The organism is Geobacter sp. DSM 9736 (assembly GCF_900187405.1).
Classification (GTDB): domain Bacteria; phylum Desulfobacterota; class Desulfuromonadia; order Geobacterales; family Geobacteraceae; genus DSM-9736.
Genome location: NZ_LT896716.1, coordinates 228,677 through 244,963, shown reverse-complemented (window position 1 = coordinate 244,963; position 16,287 = coordinate 228,677). Strand labels below are relative to the sequence as shown.

The 16,287-nt window shown below is 57.9% G+C and carries 15 protein-coding genes and 2 riboswitches; of the genes, 12 read left to right on the top strand and 3 right to left on the bottom strand.

What is annotated here, in order from left to right:
- Positions 1 to 329: 329 nt before the first annotated feature.
- The 10 genes from CFB04_RS01105 to CFB04_RS01060 all read left to right on the top strand — a co-directional run bounded on the left by CFB04_RS01105 (position 330) and on the right by CFB04_RS01060 (position 11,269).
- Positions 330 to 1,439 carry a SpoIID/LytB domain-containing protein gene (locus CFB04_RS01105; protein ID WP_231934306.1) on the top strand — a complete coding sequence of 370 codons (1,110 nt, stop codon included), beginning with the start codon at positions 330 to 332 and terminating at the stop codon, positions 1,437 to 1,439.
- 4 nt (positions 1,440 to 1,443) lie between these two features.
- Positions 1,444 to 2,472 carry a tRNA preQ1(34) S-adenosylmethionine ribosyltransferase-isomerase QueA gene (queA, locus tag CFB04_RS01100; RefSeq protein WP_088533548.1) on the top strand — a complete coding sequence of 343 codons (1,029 nt, stop codon included), beginning with the start codon at positions 1,444 to 1,446 and terminating at the stop codon, positions 2,470 to 2,472.
- Between the two features lie 49 nt (positions 2,473 to 2,521).
- Positions 2,522 to 3,649 carry a tRNA guanosine(34) transglycosylase Tgt gene (tgt, locus tag CFB04_RS01095; protein WP_088533547.1) on the top strand — a complete coding sequence of 376 codons (1,128 nt, stop codon included), beginning with the start codon at positions 2,522 to 2,524 and terminating at the stop codon, positions 3,647 to 3,649.
- Between the two features lie 134 nt (positions 3,650 to 3,783).
- Positions 3,784 to 4,104 carry a preprotein translocase subunit YajC gene (yajC, locus tag CFB04_RS01090; protein WP_088533546.1) on the top strand — a complete coding sequence of 107 codons (321 nt, stop codon included), beginning with the start codon at positions 3,784 to 3,786 and terminating at the stop codon, positions 4,102 to 4,104.
- Between the two features lie 100 nt (positions 4,105 to 4,204).
- Positions 4,205 to 5,803, top strand: a complete 1,599-nt coding sequence (secD, locus tag CFB04_RS01085; RefSeq protein ID WP_088533545.1) for a protein translocase subunit SecD — start codon at positions 4,205 to 4,207, stop codon at positions 5,801 to 5,803.
- 10 nt (positions 5,804 to 5,813) lie between these two features.
- On the top strand, positions 5,814 to 6,722 hold the full coding sequence (secF, locus tag CFB04_RS01080) for a protein translocase subunit SecF (RefSeq protein ID WP_088533544.1): 909 nt from the start codon (positions 5,814 to 5,816) through the stop codon (positions 6,720 to 6,722).
- Between the two features lie 12 nt (positions 6,723 to 6,734).
- The gene (locus CFB04_RS01075; protein ID WP_088533543.1) at positions 6,735 to 7,304 is read left to right on the top strand and encodes a tetratricopeptide repeat protein; all 570 of its coding nucleotides are present in this window, start codon (positions 6,735 to 6,737) and stop codon (positions 7,302 to 7,304) included.
- A 67-nt stretch (positions 7,305 to 7,371) separates the two neighbouring features.
- Entirely contained in the window at positions 7,372 to 9,099 is a 1,728-nt protein-coding gene (gene recJ / locus CFB04_RS01070; RefSeq protein ID WP_088533542.1) for a single-stranded-DNA-specific exonuclease RecJ, read from the top strand.
- Positions 9,100 to 9,147: 48 nt separating this feature from the next.
- Positions 9,148 to 10,047 (top strand): cation diffusion facilitator family transporter, encoded by a 900-nt coding sequence (locus CFB04_RS01065; RefSeq protein ID WP_088533541.1) that lies wholly within the window; start codon positions 9,148 to 9,150, stop codon positions 10,045 to 10,047.
- 46 nt (positions 10,048 to 10,093) lie between these two features.
- Complete coding sequence (locus tag CFB04_RS01060; RefSeq protein ID WP_088533540.1) at positions 10,094 to 11,269, top strand: ATP-binding protein; 1,176 nt, start codon at positions 10,094 to 10,096, stop codon at positions 11,267 to 11,269.
- Positions 11,270 to 11,322: 53 nt separating this feature from the next.
- On the opposite strand, the gene CFB04_RS01055 is transcribed toward CFB04_RS01060, so the two are convergent.
- Complete coding sequence (locus CFB04_RS01055; protein WP_088533539.1) at positions 11,323 to 12,480, bottom strand: hypothetical protein; 1,158 nt, start codon at positions 12,478 to 12,480, stop codon at positions 11,323 to 11,325.
- 130 nt (positions 12,481 to 12,610) lie between these two features.
- A riboswitch (cyclic di-GMP riboswitch) is annotated at positions 12,611 to 12,686 on the bottom strand.
- A gap of 117 nt (positions 12,687 to 12,803) precedes the next feature.
- Positions 12,804 to 12,879: riboswitch (cyclic di-GMP riboswitch) on the bottom strand.
- Positions 12,880 to 13,093: 214 nt separating this feature from the next.
- Here CFB04_RS01055 and CFB04_RS01050 point away from each other — a divergent pair.
- Complete coding sequence (locus CFB04_RS01050; RefSeq protein WP_088533538.1) at positions 13,094 to 14,632, top strand: nuclease-related domain-containing protein; 1,539 nt, start codon at positions 13,094 to 13,096, stop codon at positions 14,630 to 14,632.
- Positions 14,633 to 14,713: 81 nt separating this feature from the next.
- Complete coding sequence (locus CFB04_RS01045) at positions 14,714 to 15,592, top strand: SDR family oxidoreductase (protein ID WP_088533537.1); 879 nt, start codon at positions 14,714 to 14,716, stop codon at positions 15,590 to 15,592.
- Positions 15,593 to 15,617: 25 nt separating this feature from the next.
- Here the strand turns inward: CFB04_RS01045 and CFB04_RS01040 are convergent, their stop codons facing one another.
- On the bottom strand, positions 15,618 to 15,821 hold the full coding sequence (locus tag CFB04_RS01040) for a hypothetical protein (RefSeq protein ID WP_088533536.1): 204 nt from the start codon (positions 15,819 to 15,821) through the stop codon (positions 15,618 to 15,620).
- Positions 15,822 to 15,846: 25 nt separating this feature from the next.
- Complete coding sequence (locus CFB04_RS01035) at positions 15,847 to 16,272, bottom strand: response regulator (protein WP_088533535.1); 426 nt, start codon at positions 16,270 to 16,272, stop codon at positions 15,847 to 15,849.
- Between the last annotated feature and the right edge of the window lie 15 nt (positions 16,273 to 16,287).

The window sequence follows — 16,287 nt, the reverse complement described above, 5'->3', positions numbered from 1 at the left end:
ATTAACCCTGACTAATAGTGCCTGTAAACCAGAGCCGCCGCCCCGCCTCTGATAGAATTAAGTTTCACTTATTGTAAAATGTATGATAACGGAGGTTGGCGAGACACAAGGGTTTTGCTCTTCCGGATACCGTGACAAAACGAGCGACACACTTCCGAATCCTGAACATCCGGTTTCTCTTCGGACTACCGGCTCTTCTAGCGCCCTTTGGCAGAATATGACATTGTAGCAATTCACTTGCCAAGCTCCGCCCCCTGTCCGGCATTAAATACATTGACTTCGCGTGTATTTTTATGATTTCATCGTCCAGTTTTGACAAGGATCTCCGTGTGAAAAGATGGTTACTTCTCATTCTGGCGCTGGCATTCATCCCCTCCCTGGTGGCCCGTGCGGCTCTGCAACCGGAAATGATCAGAGTAGCCATCTCGAAGGGGGTCGAAGTTCTGCGGGTGGATGGGGCGGGAATTCTGGCAACCGACGGAAAGGGTGATCCCCTTCGTCTTTCCTACCCGCTGGAAGTAAGGAGGACCAGGGAAGGCCTGTCCGTGAATGGCCGCCATGTAGGGTCCCTTGTCGCGTCCGCACCCGTTTATGTACTTGTGAATGGTAAGCGCTACCGGGGCACCATCGAATGCCTCCCCGACGCCAAGGGGATCCTGGTCGTGAACGAGCTCCCGCTCGAAGAATACCTTGTAGGTCTGATCAACAGCGAGATTTCCTCTCAGTGGCCTATTGAGGCAGTGAAAGCTCAGGCCGTGATTGCCCGCTCCTATGCCGTTTACCAGAAGGGAACGCGCAGAAATCCGCTTTACGACCTGGAATCGAGCATCATGGACCAGGTATATGACGGATCGGACAGCGAGGACAGCCGTGCCGCACGTGGTGTCGAAGAGACTGCCGGTGAGATTCTTACATACAACGGCAATGTAATACGGGCCTTCTACCACTCGAATTGCGGCGGGCATACCGAAGCGGCGGAGAATGTCTGGGGCTCCTCGCTCCCATACCTCAAGGGGGTGGAATGCAGATACTGCACTACCGCTCCTTCAGCCCGGTGGGAGCAGGTGCTTCCACTAAGCAGGATAGAAACGCAGCTTAATGCTGCGGGCATCCCTGGCGCAGGAATCAAGGAAATCGTGTCGGGAAGCAGAAACAGGAGCGGCAGGCTCGGCGAGGTTATCCTAGTGACTTCCAGAGGACGGCAGGTCGTCCCTGCCGGCAAGTTTCGCATGGCTGTCGGCTCCACCATAATCAAGAGCACCAATTTCGAGGTAAGGACCTCCGCGGAGAACGCATCATTTTCCGGTAACGGCTACGGCCACGGAGTAGGGCTCTGCCAATGGGGATCGAAGCAGCGCGCAGCCGACGGATTCGACTACCGGGAAATACTTTCCTACTATTACCCGGGAGTCCGCATGAGCAGGTTGACGGCCGACTGACACCGTGCATCTCGATACCTTCGATTATCAGCTGCCTCCGGAACTGATCGCCCAGGAACCGCTTTCCCGTCGGGACGCCGCGCGACTGCTCGTTCTTCGAAGAAGCCATGGAACGGTGACCGAAACCGTCTTTTCGGGAATCGTTTCGCTGCTGCGCCCGGGTGACCTGCTCGTCCTCAACGATACCCGGGTCATACCCGCGCGGCTCATAGGGAGCAAGGAGAGCGGCGGCCGAACCGAGATATTTCTCGTGCGGCGGCTCGCAGGGCCAGGGGAGGTGTGGCAGTGCCTCCTCAGGGCATCGAAATCACCTCGCCCCGGCCAGATGATACGGTTGCCTCACGGGGTTACGGCACAGGTAGTGGAACGGCAGGATGAAACCTGGAGGGTAGCCTTTTCCCCTGAAGAAGGATTCGAAGAATGGCTTGATCGGGCTGGGCAGATGCCGCTCCCCCCTTACATCAGGCGTTCCTCGGCTGACCTCGACCAGGAGCGGTACCAGACTGTCTTCGGTCGGAACAGGGGAGCTGTAGCAGCCCCCACAGCCGGGCTGCACATGACACCGGAGCTTCTGAACGAACTGGTCGCCCGCGGAATAGCGATTGCCTCCGTCACCCTCCACGTAGGGCTGGGAACCTTTCTGCCCGTGCGCGTGGACGACATCCGGGAGCACCGGATGCACCGGGAATTATGCAGTATTCCTATAGCTACGGCAGATGCAGTCGCGGAGACGCGCCGAAAAGGCGGACGTGTCGTGGCGCTGGGGACCACAGTGTGCCGGGCGCTGGAGCACGCAAGCGATGAGGCCGGAGTGCTGGTGCCAGGCGAGACGGAAGCGGACATATTCATCTATCCCGGCTACCGGTTCAGGATCGTAGACGCGCTTATCACGAACTTTCACCTGCCGAAGTCCACGCTGCTCATGCTCGTTTCCGCCTTTGCCGGCAAGGATTTTCTGCTGGAGGCATACGCGCAGGCAGTGGAGCGGCAGTTCCGTTTCTTCAGCTACGGCGATGCCATGTTCATCGAGTAACCAAAGATCGAGGGGCAATGCGGCCCCTCGACCGCAGTAAAGGATCATCTTGTCGTCACTAACATTCAAGGTTCTTCACCGGGACAGCTCCACATCCGCCCGGCTCGGCTCTTTGACAACCACGCACGGCACCATCGACACCCCTATTTTCATGCCCGTGGGGACCCAGGCGACGGTGAAGGCCATGACCCCCGAGGAACTGCGGGAAGCCGGCGCCCAGATCATCCTCGCCAACACCTACCATCTTTACCTCCGGCCCGGCCACGACCTCATCGGCCGACTCGGCGGTCTCCACGGCTTCATGAACTGGAAGGGCCCGATCCTCACCGATAGCGGCGGTTTTCAGGTCTTCAGCCTCGGGGAGCTGCGCAAGATCTCCGAAGAAGGGGTAAGTTTCCGCTCGCACCTGGACGGCTCCACCCATTTCATCTCCCCCGAAACCGCAATTCGCATTCAGGAGTCGCTCGGGAGCGACATCATCATGTGCTTCGACGAGTGCCCTCCTTATCCGGCAGAGTACGGTTACGTTCGCCGCTCCATGGAACTTACCGGGCGATGGGCACGCCGCTGCAAAGCTGTTCATCGGCGGGAGGGGCAGGCGCTTTTTGGAATCGTCCAGGGGGGAATGTATCCGGACCTGCGGAGACAGAGCGCCATGGAAATGCAGGAGATCGGCTTCGACGGCTACGCCCTCGGAGGCTTGTCGGTTGGGGAAGAAAAACCGGTAATGCACGAGATGCTGAATCAGTGCGCACCGTTTCTCCCCGAGGAACAGCCTCGCTACGTCATGGGAATAGGCGCCCCGGAGGATCTTGTGGAAGCGATCAATGCTGGATTCGACATGTTCGACTGCGTGATGCCGACCAGAAATGCCAGAAACGGAATGCTCTTCACTTCCAGGGGTCGCCTCAACATCAAGGGAGCGGCATATGCCGAAGATCAGTCGCCGGTTGACCCCGACTGCACCTGCTACGTTTGCCGCAATTACAGCCGCGCTTACCTCCGGCACCTCTTCCGGTCACGGGAAATCCTGGCTTCACGGCTCAACACGTGGCATAACCTCCACTACTTCCTGAACCTGATGGCCGAAGCGCGGAAAGCTATCGCCGAAGACCGGTTCAAGCAGTTCAGGGCCGATTTCTACGAACGGAGTCAGAACGGGTACCGCATCACATGAGTGCTTAGCGGCAGCAGTTGCCGTGCAGTGATACAGCTTTATACTTCAACCTACACACCCGGTCCATTGAGGAGAACCCGCATACGGCGTCTCCCTGCATGGCCCGGTAATTCTTGAGTCCGGAGGTCTTCACTATGTTAGGTTTGGCTTTTGCAATGGCAGCACCCCCAGGAGGCACCGGCGGCGGCAGCCAGTCTGCGCTGCTCAACCTGGTGCCGCTGGTCCTGATGTTCGCGATTTTCTACTTTCTCCTCATCCGCCCCCAGCAGAAGAAAGCCAAGGAACACCGGGCGCTCCTCGACTCACTCAAGAAGGGAGACCAGGTAATCACCGCCGGCGGTATGCACGGAAAGGTGACCTCCCTCGAAGGAGATGTCGTTACGCTCGAAATCTCCACCGGAGTGAACGTCAAGTTCAACAAGGGACACGTCGCCAGCGTGGTGAAAAAAAGCTGAGCCTGCCACCCGCTCAGGCGGGTGAGCATCGATCTCTTTGCCGAAACGAGCTTGCTTGAAGGCTCAGGCCGGTTCGACCATAGCGAAAGGAGCATGTCGTATGTCCAAGGGCCTAACCTGGCGCGCTTCACTGATTTTCCTGTTTTTAATGATTTCCTGCCTCTATCTTGTCCCTACCCTGGTTTCCCCTCTTCCCTCCTGGTGGAAAGGGCTCCTCCCCAAGGACAAAATCCATCTGGGGCTCGACCTCCAGGGTGGTACCCACCTGGTGATGGAGGTTGAAACCGAGAAGGCGGTTGAAGGTGCTCTCGACCTGATCGCCGGCGACCTTGAAGACTCGCTCAGCGCCCAGAACCTCCGCTTCAAGCGTATCGGGAAAGCGGGAGGAGATCGGGTAGAGATGACCCTCTACGACAAAGGAACCGCCGACACCGTACAGCAGCTGGTTAAGAAGAAATACCCGGAGCTCGAACTGCTCCCGCAGGGAGAACAGGGGGGCTTTATAACCCTTCAGCTCAGGATGAACGAAAAGACGGCCCAGGATCGCAAGGACAAGGCAGTTGCCCAGGCGCTCGAAACTATCCGTAACAGGATAGACCAGTTCGGAGTTTCCGAACCTGTCATCCAACGGGAAGGAATCAATCACATCGTGGTTCAACTTCCGGGCATAAAGGACCCGAAGCGCGCCATCGAGCTGATTGGAAAGACGGCGCGGCTGGAGTTCAAGCTGGTGGATGAAAGCATCAATCCCATCGGCGCCACCCCCGGCACGATCCCCGAGGATGATGAACTCCTCATGGAAAAGAGGGTGGATCCCACCACCGGCGCGGTTTCCGAAAACCCTCTGGTCGTCAAGCGCAAGGCGATAATTACCGGCGACCTTCTCACAGACGCACAGGTACGGATCGACTCCCAGTTCAACCAGCCTTACGTTGCCATAGAATTCAATTCGACCGGCGCCCGCCTCTTCGACCAGATCACGGCTGCCAACGTGGGCAAACGTTTCGCCATCGTTCTCGACAACAACATCTACTCCGCCCCGGTCATCCGGGAGCGCATTTCCGGCGGCAGCGCCCAGATCTCCGGCTCCTTCACCGAAAAGGAAGCCGCAGACCTCGCCATAGTGCTTCGTGCAGGCTCCCTCCCGGCACCGGTCAACATTATCCAGAATGTGACCGTAGGGCCATCGCTGGGCCAGGACTCGATCAACAAGGGGCTCATCGCCGGACTTGTTGGTGTGGCTCTCGTCGTAGTCTTCATGGCCATCTACTACAAGCTGTCGGGCCTGATCGCCAATGCGGGCATGGTCCTCAACATCGTCTACCTGATGGGGGCCCTTGCCGCACTGGGTGCAACGCTGACTCTTCCGGGCATCGCGGCAATCGTCCTGCTCGTGGGGATGTCGGTCGACTCCAACGTCCTCATCTTCGAGCGTATCCGGGAGGAGCTACGGCTCGGCAAGACCCCGGCGGCAGGAGTGGATGCCGGATATGACAAAGCGTTTCTCACCATCATGGATTCCCATGTCACCACACTCATAACCGCGGCCGTCCTCTTCCAGTTCGGCACCGGGCCCGTGAAGGGTTTCGCGGTGTCGCTGAGCCTTGGTATCATCATCAATCTCTTCACCGCGCTGGTCGCCACCAGAGTCATCTACGACTGGTTCCTGTCGCGTGGTGTAAAGAGACTGAGCATATAGGGAGGGTTGAATGGAACTGCTCAAGAAGACCAACATCGATTTCATAGGAATGAAGAATATCTCCTTCATCATCTCCGGTATCATCAGCATCATCGGCATCATCGGGATAATCCAGATTGCACTCGGTACCGCCAACATGGGGATCGACTTCTCCGGCGGCACGTCGGTCCAGCTGAAATTCGCCCAGCCGGTAAGCATCGAGCAGGCCCGGCAAGCCCTTGCAAAGCACAACCTGAAGGAAGCTAACCTCCAGGAGATAAAGGAGGGTAACAAACTCCTCATCAAGGTCGGCAAGACCACCCTCGCAACGGGGAAGGTAGCGGAAACCATAGAGGGTGTGTTCAAGCAGGAAATGCCCGGCAACAGCTTCGTAGTAGAGAGCTCCACCGAAATCGGCCCCTCCATCGGGGATAAACTCAGGAAGGACACGCTTGTTGCAGTCGTTATCTCGCTCATCGGCATCATCATCTACATCGCCTGGCGTTTCGACTTCAAGTTCGGTGTAGGCGCCGTTGTATCTACCACCCATGACGTCCTGGCCATGATTGCGGTCTTCTTCGTCCTCGACAAGGAGGTCAATCTCCTGCTGATCACCGCGGTCCTCACAATCGCCGGCTACTCGCTTACCGACACGGTCGTGGTCTTCGACAGGATCCGGGAAAACCTCCATAAGAACCTGAAGGAATCGCTGCCGTCAATCTTCAACAAGAGCATCAACGAGGTACTATCACGGACCGTCATCACCTCCATCACCACATTTCTGGCGGCTTTCTCCCTTTTCCTCTTCGGCGGTGAAGTCATCCATGACTTCGCCTTCGCCCTCGTCGTCGGAGTCGTCGTGGCAACCTACTCGTCAATTTTCGTTGCGAGCCCGGTAGTGGTAATACTCGAGAACCGTGGCGCAAAAGCAAAAGCTTAAGGAGGAGATTTCGTGAACAAGGAAAATATGCTTTACGTCGTCATCGCACTGCTTGTAGGTATACTCGGTACGGTCCTCGTGCTCGGCGTCGCCAACAAGAGCAAAGAACCGGCCGCGCCGGTGGGCAATGCCATGCCGGCCACTTCACCGGCCGAAGTCCAGCAACGGATAACCGAAGCGGAAAAGATCGTCGCGCAGGATCCGAAGAACGTTCAGGCATGGGTCCAGCTCGGCAACGATTATTTCGACACAAACCAGCCCCAGAAGGCGATTTCCGCCTACGGCAAAGCCCTCGAACTTCAGCCGAACAACCCCAACGTACTCACCGACCAGGGAGTGATGTACAAGAACGTAGGCTGGTACGACAAAGCTATCGCCAACTTCGAGAAGGCGGCGCAGATAGATCCGAAGCATGTGCAGAGCCTCTTCAACATCGGCATCGTCTACGCGACCGACCTGAACCAGCCGGACAAGGCCATAGCCGCCTGGAACCGGTTTCTTGCCGTCGACTCCTCCAGCCCTCAGGCACAACAGATCAGGGGAATGATAGAGCAGCTGAAAAGCGGCGGAGGCCTGAAGTGAAGAGAATCCCCGGCTCCGGCCGGGGATTTTTCGTTCCCGGCCCGGCAATGATACCACGGGGCATGGCATGAAACCGGTGATCGCAAGACGCTGGAACATACGCAACCCCGACCGGGCCGATATCGACCGGTTGACCAGTACGGGAATCCCCCCCCTGCTAGGACGAATTCTCCTGAACAGGGGAATTTCGGACCCCGACAGAGCCAACCTCTTTCTCTCCGCAGCGCTGGGGGAACTCCACGACCCTTTCCTGCTTCACGGCATGGAAGCGGCAGTGGAGCGGCTGACGACGGCGATTGCCCGCGGAGAGAGGGTGTGCGTCTACGGCGATTACGACGTGGACGGTATTACCTCCGTTGCCCTGCTCATAGGCTTCTTTCGTGCCGTCGGCCTCGATTGCTTCTATTACATTCCCCACCGCCTCGAAGAAGGATACGGGCTTGCCGCCGATGGAATAGAGGCCGTAGCCGCCCGGGGCGCCCGGATAATAGTGACCGTTGACTGCGGAATAACCGCAGTGTCCGAAGCCGCTCTCTGCAAGGATCTCGGCCTCGACCTCATCATCACCGATCATCATACTCCCCCGGCGAAGCTCCCCGAGGCGCTGGCTCTCGTCAACCCGCTCCACCCGGACTGCCGTTTCCCCTTCAAGCAACTCGCAGGGGTCGGAGTCGCCTTCAACCTGCTCATCGCGCTGCGCAGCCGCCTGCGGGAGCTCGGCTTCTTCGGCTCCGTTACTGAACCGAACCTGCGCGAATTCCTCGACCTCGTCGCTCTCGGAACCATTGCCGACATAGTTCCACTCATAGATGAAAACCGTATTTTCGCCCGTCATGGTCTTATACAGCTGTCCCGGACGACGAGGCCAGGCGTAGAAGCGCTGAAAAGGGTAGCCGGGATTTCCGGCGCAGTGAGTTGCGGCGGCGTCGGGTTCCGTCTCGCCCCTCGCCTCAACGCCGCAGGCAGACTGGAAGACGCCGCCCTGGGGGTGGAACTGCTGCTTAGCCGGGATGCGGCCCGCTCTGCCCAGATAGCGCTGGATCTCGACAGAAGCAATGCGGAACGTCAGGCCATCGAGCAGGAAATCCTTCGCCAGGCTCTTGCCATGGTGCAAGACGGAGCCGCCTCGGGAAGAAAAAGCATCGTACTCTCCTCCGAGGCATGGCATCCGGGGGTTATCGGCATCGTAGCCTCCCGTATCGTTGACATCTTCTACCGGCCCACCGTTCTCATCGCTCTCCAGGAAGGAAGCGGCCGCGGCTCCGGACGAAGCATCCCGAATTTCCACCTCCATGACGCCCTCAACGCTTGCTCCGAGCACCTGGTCAAGTTCGGAGGGCACAAATATGCCGCCGGGCTGACCATCGACGAAGCGACCCTGGAAGCGTTCGTCGAGATGTTCGATCAGGTGGCGGCCGGTTCCCTGTCCGAGGAGGATCTCACACCGGAAATAAACATCGATGCGGAACTCGATCCGACTGACATTACCCTTGATCTGGCGGATCAGATGGAGCATCTCGCACCTTTCGGAGCAGGAAATCCTGAGCCGGTCTTCGCACTGCGAAGGGTGAAGATCGCCGAACGGCGTATTCTCAAGGAATCGCACCTTAAACTGCGGGTTGCGGCCGGGGGACGCACGTTCGAGGCTATAGGATTCAACATGGCGGGGGAATGGGGAACGCAGGGATGCGCCGATATCGCCTTCACCCTGCAGAAGAACGTCTGGAACGGCCGCCAGGGCCTTCAGCTTCGCCTCAAGGACATCCGGCCAGCCGAGGAAGGAGATGCCCTCTGATGAAGTTGATTCGGGGACGGCACCCTCTTCTCTCTTCCGGAGGTTTCGATGCAGCGCAATGAACGCTTCGGAGAAGCCGAGCAGGTCATCCGTATCGGCTTCCTGGTCAACGCGCTCCTCATGACCGGGAAGATTCTTGCCGGCTATTTTGGAAGATCGGAAGCCGTCCTTGCCGACGGCGTAGAGAGTGCATGCGACTTTATCGCCATATTTTCGACGATGGTCGCGCTGCGCATAGGCCGCAAGCCCTTCGATGAGGAGCACCCCTACGGCCACGGAAAAGCCGAGAGCATCTCGGCCGTGATCGTGTCGATCATCATCTTCGGCACCGGCGCCGGAATCCTGTACCGCTCCGCCCGGTCGATCATTCTGGGTGGACATGAAACACCGGGATTCGTTGCGGTAGCCGCCGCACTTCTGACAATCATCACGAAGGAGTGGCTTTTCCGCTATTCGATCCGAAAGGGGGCTCGCCTCGAAAGTCCGGCGATCATAGCTATCGCCAGAGACCACCGCAAAGACGCGCTCACCTCCATCGCCACCCTGATCGGCGTCACTGCCGCCTTTTTCGGCTTCGGCGCAATGGACCCGATAGCTGCCGGCATCACATCGTTATTCATCTTTCATATAGGCTGGGTAACCTTTCGCTCCGCGGCACACGACCTTATGGACGCCCTCCCCTCGCAGGAACTGGTCAGTGCGATAACCCTCCTCGCGGAAGGGGTGGAGGGAGTGGAGCATGTCCACGAGATCAAGGCACGCAGATCCGGCCAATATGTAATCGTGGACCTGAAGCTGGACATGGACCCTGAGATGACGGTAAAAAACTCCCATGCCATTGCTACCCACGTCAAGCGGCTGATATTCGAGAAATTTCCGAACGTGGGTGACGTCATGATCCATATCAATCCGCACGAAGAGCAGCATGAAGATCTGATACGCCTTTAGGGGGTAGAATGAAGAGAACGGTGGAACGTGCAGAAAGAGGCTGCCCATGATCCAGACCGCACACTTCAAGATCGATCCGCGGCTGGCAATGCTGCTGGGCGAAACGTACCGCTCGACGGAGCACGCGCTGAAGGAACTGGTGGACAATGCGTGGGACGCCGACGCGGAGAACGTCTGGATCCAGCTTCCTGAACCGCTTACCAGCGACCCGATCATCATCAGGGATGACGGCATCGGGATGGACGAGCGTGAAGTGCGCCGGGAGTACCTTACGGTGGCGCGTGACCGGCGCTCCTCCCTGGGGGACCTCACCTCCTGGAAGAACCGCCGGGTGAAGGGGCGCAAGGGGATCGGCAAGTTCGCAGGTCTCATGGCAGCGGACATCATGCAGCTGGAAACCCGGGCGGCAGGTACCGCAACCTACCTCACGATTCCACGCCATGACCTCCTCGCAGCAGACATGGACCTGGAGCAGTTCGACCTGCTCATCAACACCGTCCCCTGCGATCCCTCCGACCATGGCACGACGATCACCCTCTCGGACCTGAATCAGAACCTCTCCTTCCCGAGCCCGGAGAAACTCAAGGAACTGCTCACCATCGAGTACGGAAGGCAGCGCGACTTCCATATCCATGTAAACGGCACTCTTGTCGATATGGAAGACATTCCCGGCACGGGCTTTCAGCTCGATGCCGAACTTCCCGACGCAGGCCCTGTCCGTTTGCGGTTCAAGATCGTGGACCGTAGACAGAAACTCAAGAGCTTCGGAGTAGCAGTACGGGTGGGAGGGAAAATCGTAGGCCGCCCGGGCTTTTTCGGACTTGAGCAGGACGAAGAACTACCCTTGGGGCTGCTGCGGCAGATCTACGGCGAAGTGGAAGCCGACGGACTCGCCGACGATACGACAGCCGACTGGGGAGCTTTCGTGGAAAACAGCAAGGGATATCGGGTTGTGGAGCAATGGGCGGCGGAGCACCTCCGAAGGGAGGCTCTCAAATCTTTCCGCCACGACCTCGGGCTTGCCCGGTCACGCCTAAAGAAGGAGATAGCAGAAAGGCTGGCGGCCCTGCCGGAAGCGCGGAAGATCTACGGGGAGCAGGTAATGGAAAAAGTGCTGCTGTCGGGTTACGGCCTGAGCGATGATCGGATCAAACCCATCGTGGGAGCTCTCCTCGACGCGCTGGCCGAAATGCCGGACAGCCGTGACACATCGAAGAAATAACGAAGGGGCTGCTCAGCAGCCCCTTCTTGTTGTCCCGCATCAGCGAAGCGCTACTACCTCAGCGCGTTTGCGATGGCTTCCAACTGGGTGATGGTAAGGCTCTTCAGCGTGGCTGTCCCCATCCCTCCCTTGTTTCTGTTGATGGCGGACTGGGTATCGCTTGCGGATTCTCCCCTGATGTCCGATCTGGTGAGTGATCCGTGGCACAGGGCGCAGTAGTTTGCGTAGAGCGTCTGACCATCAAGGACAACCGGCGCCGGTGCCGACGGAGAAGCGGGCTGGCCGGCAGCCGGGGCATCGAGGTAGGACCTGATATCGGTTATCTCTGTTGCCGAGAGTGTGATGCCGTTATGCCCAGCTGCCCCCGCTACCGGGAATTTGGATGCGACGAGGTTACCCCTGCCGGAAAGGGTCGCGAAGGAATGGCATCCTGCACATTTGCTGTCGAACGAAGCCTTCCCGGCAGGCGCAGCCGGAGCAGGTGTTGGCGTGGATGCCGGCTCCTGGGGAGAAACCGGGACCGGTACGGGCGGCGTAGTAACAACGGGGGCCGGAGCTGGGCTCGCAGAGTTCGCTTCGATGAATGTCCTGATGTCGGCCACATCTGTGGCGGCAAGGGTGATACCCATGTGGGAAGCGGCGAGCTTGGTTGTCACCGCGCTTCCTTTGCCCGCAAGCTCAGGAGACCCGGCGGCATCATAGCTCCCGAGTTTGTGGCAACCGGCACACCTGCCGTCGTAGAGGTTTTTTCCGTTGGTGCTCGTTGCGGGCTGGGGGGTGCCGGCAGCCGGTGCCGGCGAGGTTGGGGCATCGGGCGTCGGATCAGCCGCGGGAGCTGGAGCAATGCCGGAATTTACATCTATGAAAGCCCTGACATCCCGCGATTCGGTAGCGGCCAGAGTGATGCCGTTGTGGGAGCCGGAAAATTTGGCTTCAATGTTGTTCCCCGTACCCATCAGATCCATGTAGGAACCGGTCGTATCGTAGCTCCCCAGCTTGTGGCACCCCGCACACCTGCCATCATAGATGGTTTTACCCGCCTGGACGGCCGCTGTGGCAGTACCTGCGGTGGAATCAGCAGCAGGGGTCTGCTGGCCGGAAGTCGCGGCTCCGCCGGAAAGGGAAACTCCTCCTCCACTGCTGCCGCACCCGCTTATGGCGACCGCAAGGCCCAGAACCGCGATTGAGAGTACCACATTCTTCGTTTTCATTCTTACCTCCGTCTTACTCTTTTTCCGATGGAACCTGAGGATCCATGGTTTCCGTCCCTGCCGTCTCCGGCAGCGACATGTTTACCCTCCCCGGCACAAAAAAAACCGGGGCCGAATATCCTCGTGATATTTCGGCAACCCGGCTGTCTCGGTGAGACCCTTAGGCTTTCCGCCCCATTCTCGCGAATGGTTGAGTATTATCGTGTACCACCCTTGCTGTCGCCGCTCTTGCCGGCGATTGACGCTCCTGCGCAACCTTGTTTATCTATGAATTCTCCACGTTCGGGGTACAAAAAAGCCGGGGCCGAATATCCTCGCGATATTTCGGCGACCCGGCTGTCTTCGTGAGACCCTTAGGCTTTCCGTCCCACCCTCGCGGATGGTTTAGTATTGTCGTGTATCGGAAACTTTTTACTAATGAATGATTGGACTTTATCATGGTGAAGAATGTTGTTCAAGGGGAAAAATATTATTTGTTCCCTATGAGCAGCAGCAAACGTTATCAGGAAACGGCTGATGCGATGAGGAGTATGCCACGGCAGGCATTGCCTTGACATGAGCCCTCGCATCCGCTATTAACGAACAGTCGCACTCACTCCTCCAGGAACAGGTCGTGGTAAAATTCCTCCTCACAGCATTGCTGCGCAGCATCGTCTTTCTGCTCCCTGCGGTCCTTCTCGCAAAGCCGCTCGCCAAGGAGTATTACGACCAGAACTACAATAAAGCGCTCTTCAAGGTCCACACCGCCGACCTCAATTTTCTTTCCGACCAGTTGCGCACCCGTCTTTCATATTATCTGCTGATGAACGACATAGTAGCGCTTCAGAACGTGCTCGACAGCAACTTCGGCATGTTCGGTTTCGTCATAACAGACTGCACTTCGACCGGCCGTGAATGCCCTGACCAGAAGATCCTCTACTCCTCCAGCCCGAACCTTGAGTGGCGTAAATTTCCAACGGAAAAAGACCTGAAGAAAGCGCAGTACATCCTGCTGGAAGGAGCCACACCGGTATCGGCAACGGCTTCCTCCCCGGTGCAGATCATCGCGCGCCTTTACGTGCTCAAGAACCTTCCCATGAATTTCGACGAGGACTACGGAGAATGGCTGAGGTCTCCGTTCAAGAACATCGGGCCCTGGAAACAGTACCGGAAAATAATGGCCTTCTGTCTCTTGGGTGGAATACTTGTCTGGATGATCGTTGAACTGCTGCTCCGCGTGCGGCGTATCCAGATGCACAATGCCCGGCAGCGGGAACACGAACTCATCAGCAATGCCGAAACGAACCTCAAGCTTCTTGAGGAAAAAAACGCGCAACTGGAGGAACAGGACCGCTTCACCACAAAGCAGTTCGAGTTGTACCTCGATCGCATAAAGGAGCTGGAGCAGCGGGTCAAGAACGACATCGAATACCAGCAGCTCACGGCATCGATGGTAAAGGAGCTTGAAGAGGCGAAGCGGGAGCAGCAGGAGAAGCTGACCGCGGAACTCGACCAGACAAAACTGGAAATGGACCTGCTGCGGAACAAGATCGCAGCTCTTGAGACCGTCAGCCGCACCCCTTCCTCGCAGCCGGCGTCTACGGCGCATGTCAACGTGCTGGAGCAGAAGCTGTTCGAACATGTCTTCCGCAGCCCGAAACACACCCGCGGAGACTGGCGCATCATCAACAGCTTCAATGTCTCGGCGGGTAAAAGCCACAGCCAGTTCACCGACTGCATCGTCATCAGCAAGGAGTGCCTCATCGTAATCGAGGCCAAGAATTACAGCGGCGTGATCGAGTCTGACGGGGATTTTGCGAACGACAAATGGCACGCGGTCAGCGGCGGAGAACGGCGTGAAATCCTGAGTCTCTGGGGGGACAACCCTTACCATCAGGTAAACGAGTACTGCATGAGCCTCATGCGCATCGTGCAGAAGCGAGGCTCCTGGAACATCCCCGTCTACGGGGTCATCGTGTTTCCTGCCGGCACCGATCTTTCCCGCATCGGCGGGCAGATAGGCAGGTTCTACAGAATTGCGACTCTTGACCGGCTCGTAGCCACACTTGAGAACATCGAGGCGGCAGCCCGACGTAACAACGCATTCAGCAAGCGCCCTTCCCCTCGACAGATAGAGAACCTGATCAGGGGGCGGGAGATAGGCCCCGCATAAATCCAGGATGAAATTCCAGAGACGGAGAGCCAGGGAGCAAGGAGCCGAAAACCTGGAGAAATAACAACAAGGAGCAGGGAGATGGGAAAAACCCTCATCATCGGCTGCGGTTATGTCGGAGCCCGGATAGCACGCCTTGCACAGGCAAGTAGTGATGAAGTTTTCGGCATGGTAAGGAATGAAGAGCGGGCAGCACAGCTTGAGCAGGAGGGAGTCCGGGTAGTGCGCGGTAACCTGGATGACCCGGAATCGCTCCCATCTCTTCCAACGGGAGGAGCCATGGTGTACTACCTTGCGCCCCCTCCGGGCGGAGGACTTCTTGATCCGCGGGTCAGGACATTCTGTGCCGCCGTCGGAAAAGGGAAGGAACCGGCAAAGCTGATATACATGAGCACCAGCGGCGTATACGGCGACTGTGGAGGTGCACTGGTTGACGAAACAGCGTCGCCCGCCCCCCTGACTCCCCGTGGGAAACGCAGGCTGGATGCGGAACGGTATCTTCTTGAGTGGGGCAGGGAGCGGAACGTGCCGGTTGTGATCCTGCGCGTAAGCGCCATCTATGGGCCTGGAAGACTCCCAATACCGCACATAGAGAGCGGAAATCCGGTGTTGCGCGAGAACGAATCTCCTCTGTCGAATCGGGTCCATGCAGAGGATCTGGCGACAATATGCCTTGCAGCCGCGGAAAAGGGTGAAGCAGGAGAGATATTCAACGTCAGTGACGGTGAGTGCACTACCATGACACACTACTTTAATGCCGTCGCCGACTTCTTCGGGCTGATCCGTCCGCCCCAGGTTACCCGGAAGGAAGCGGGAGGGGTTATGAACCCGCTGCTTCTCTCCTACTTCAGCGAATCCCGCTGCCTCGATAACAGAAAAATGCTGGAACGGCTCGGGGTGGTGCTGCGGTATCCAACTCTGGAGCAGGGACTCAGGGGAAGCAGAATGGAAGGGAACTAGAAAGGGAGGGGCAACGACCGGCCACTCAGCTCCTGCAATCGCAGCAGCCGGATAAGGTTTTCTGCATTGCCTGCCCTTTCCTCCACTCGCTCTCCTCGACCACCTGGTGGTAAGCCTGTCGCAATGCCTCGTCCCAGGTCATGAGGTTGTCCCACTTCAGCAGTTTGCACACCAGACAGCTCACCTGAATAAGTTCCTCGTGGCTCAGGGTTGCAAGATCCTCGTTCATCGGCACGCCCCTCCTCTACTCCCCATCAGCACAACTTGACCTTCTCCAGCACCCGGTTCAGCTCGCCGATATCGAGCGGCTTGGTCAGGTATCCATCAACTCCGAGTTCGCGGCACCGCTCCCTGTCCTTGTCCGAGCTTGACGCGCTTAACACCACAAGGGGGATGCGGCCTATATCCTCGTACTTCCTGATACTCTCGATGAAATCGAAGCCGTCCATCCTCGGCAGCTTCAGATCTACAATGATAAGGTCCGGAAGCACTGCCCTCTCCTCCGGCTTCAAGCCTCCCTGCACCAGATAATCGAGAGCTTTCAACGCGTCATTCAGTACCGTCACTTTCTCCAGCCTCTGTTTTTTCAGTGCGAGAATCGTCAGCAGCGCATCGTCCGGATGGTCCTCCACCAAAAGGATGCGCAGGGGGTTTGAGCCGCCGTCGGGTTCTTCAGCCATGCTTATTTCTCCCCC

Coding starts and splice junctions, on each gene's coding strand:
- yajC (WP_088533546.1), top strand. CDS start 3,784: ATGTTAGGTTTGGCTTTTGCAATGGCAGCACCCCCAGGAGGCACCGGC.
- secD (WP_088533545.1), top strand. CDS start 4,205: ATGTCCAAGGGCCTAACCTGGCGCGCTTCACTGATTTTCCTGTTTTTA.
- secF (WP_088533544.1), top strand. CDS start 5,814: ATGGAACTGCTCAAGAAGACCAACATCGATTTCATAGGAATGAAGAAT.
- recJ (WP_088533542.1), top strand. CDS start 7,372: ATGAAACCGGTGATCGCAAGACGCTGGAACATACGCAACCCCGACCGG.
- CFB04_RS01065 (WP_088533541.1), top strand. CDS start 9,148: ATGCAGCGCAATGAACGCTTCGGAGAAGCCGAGCAGGTCATCCGTATC.
- CFB04_RS01060 (WP_088533540.1), top strand. CDS start 10,094: ATGATCCAGACCGCACACTTCAAGATCGATCCGCGGCTGGCAATGCTG.
- CFB04_RS01055 (WP_088533539.1), bottom strand. CDS start 12,480: ATGAAAACGAAGAATGTGGTACTCTCAATCGCGGTTCTGGGCCTTGCG.
- CFB04_RS01045 (WP_088533537.1), top strand. CDS start 14,714: ATGGGAAAAACCCTCATCATCGGCTGCGGTTATGTCGGAGCCCGGATA.
- CFB04_RS01040 (WP_088533536.1), bottom strand. CDS start 15,821: ATGAACGAGGATCTTGCAACCCTGAGCCACGAGGAACTTATTCAGGTG.
- CFB04_RS01035 (WP_088533535.1), bottom strand. CDS start 16,272: ATGGCTGAAGAACCCGACGGCGGCTCAAACCCCCTGCGCATCCTTTTG.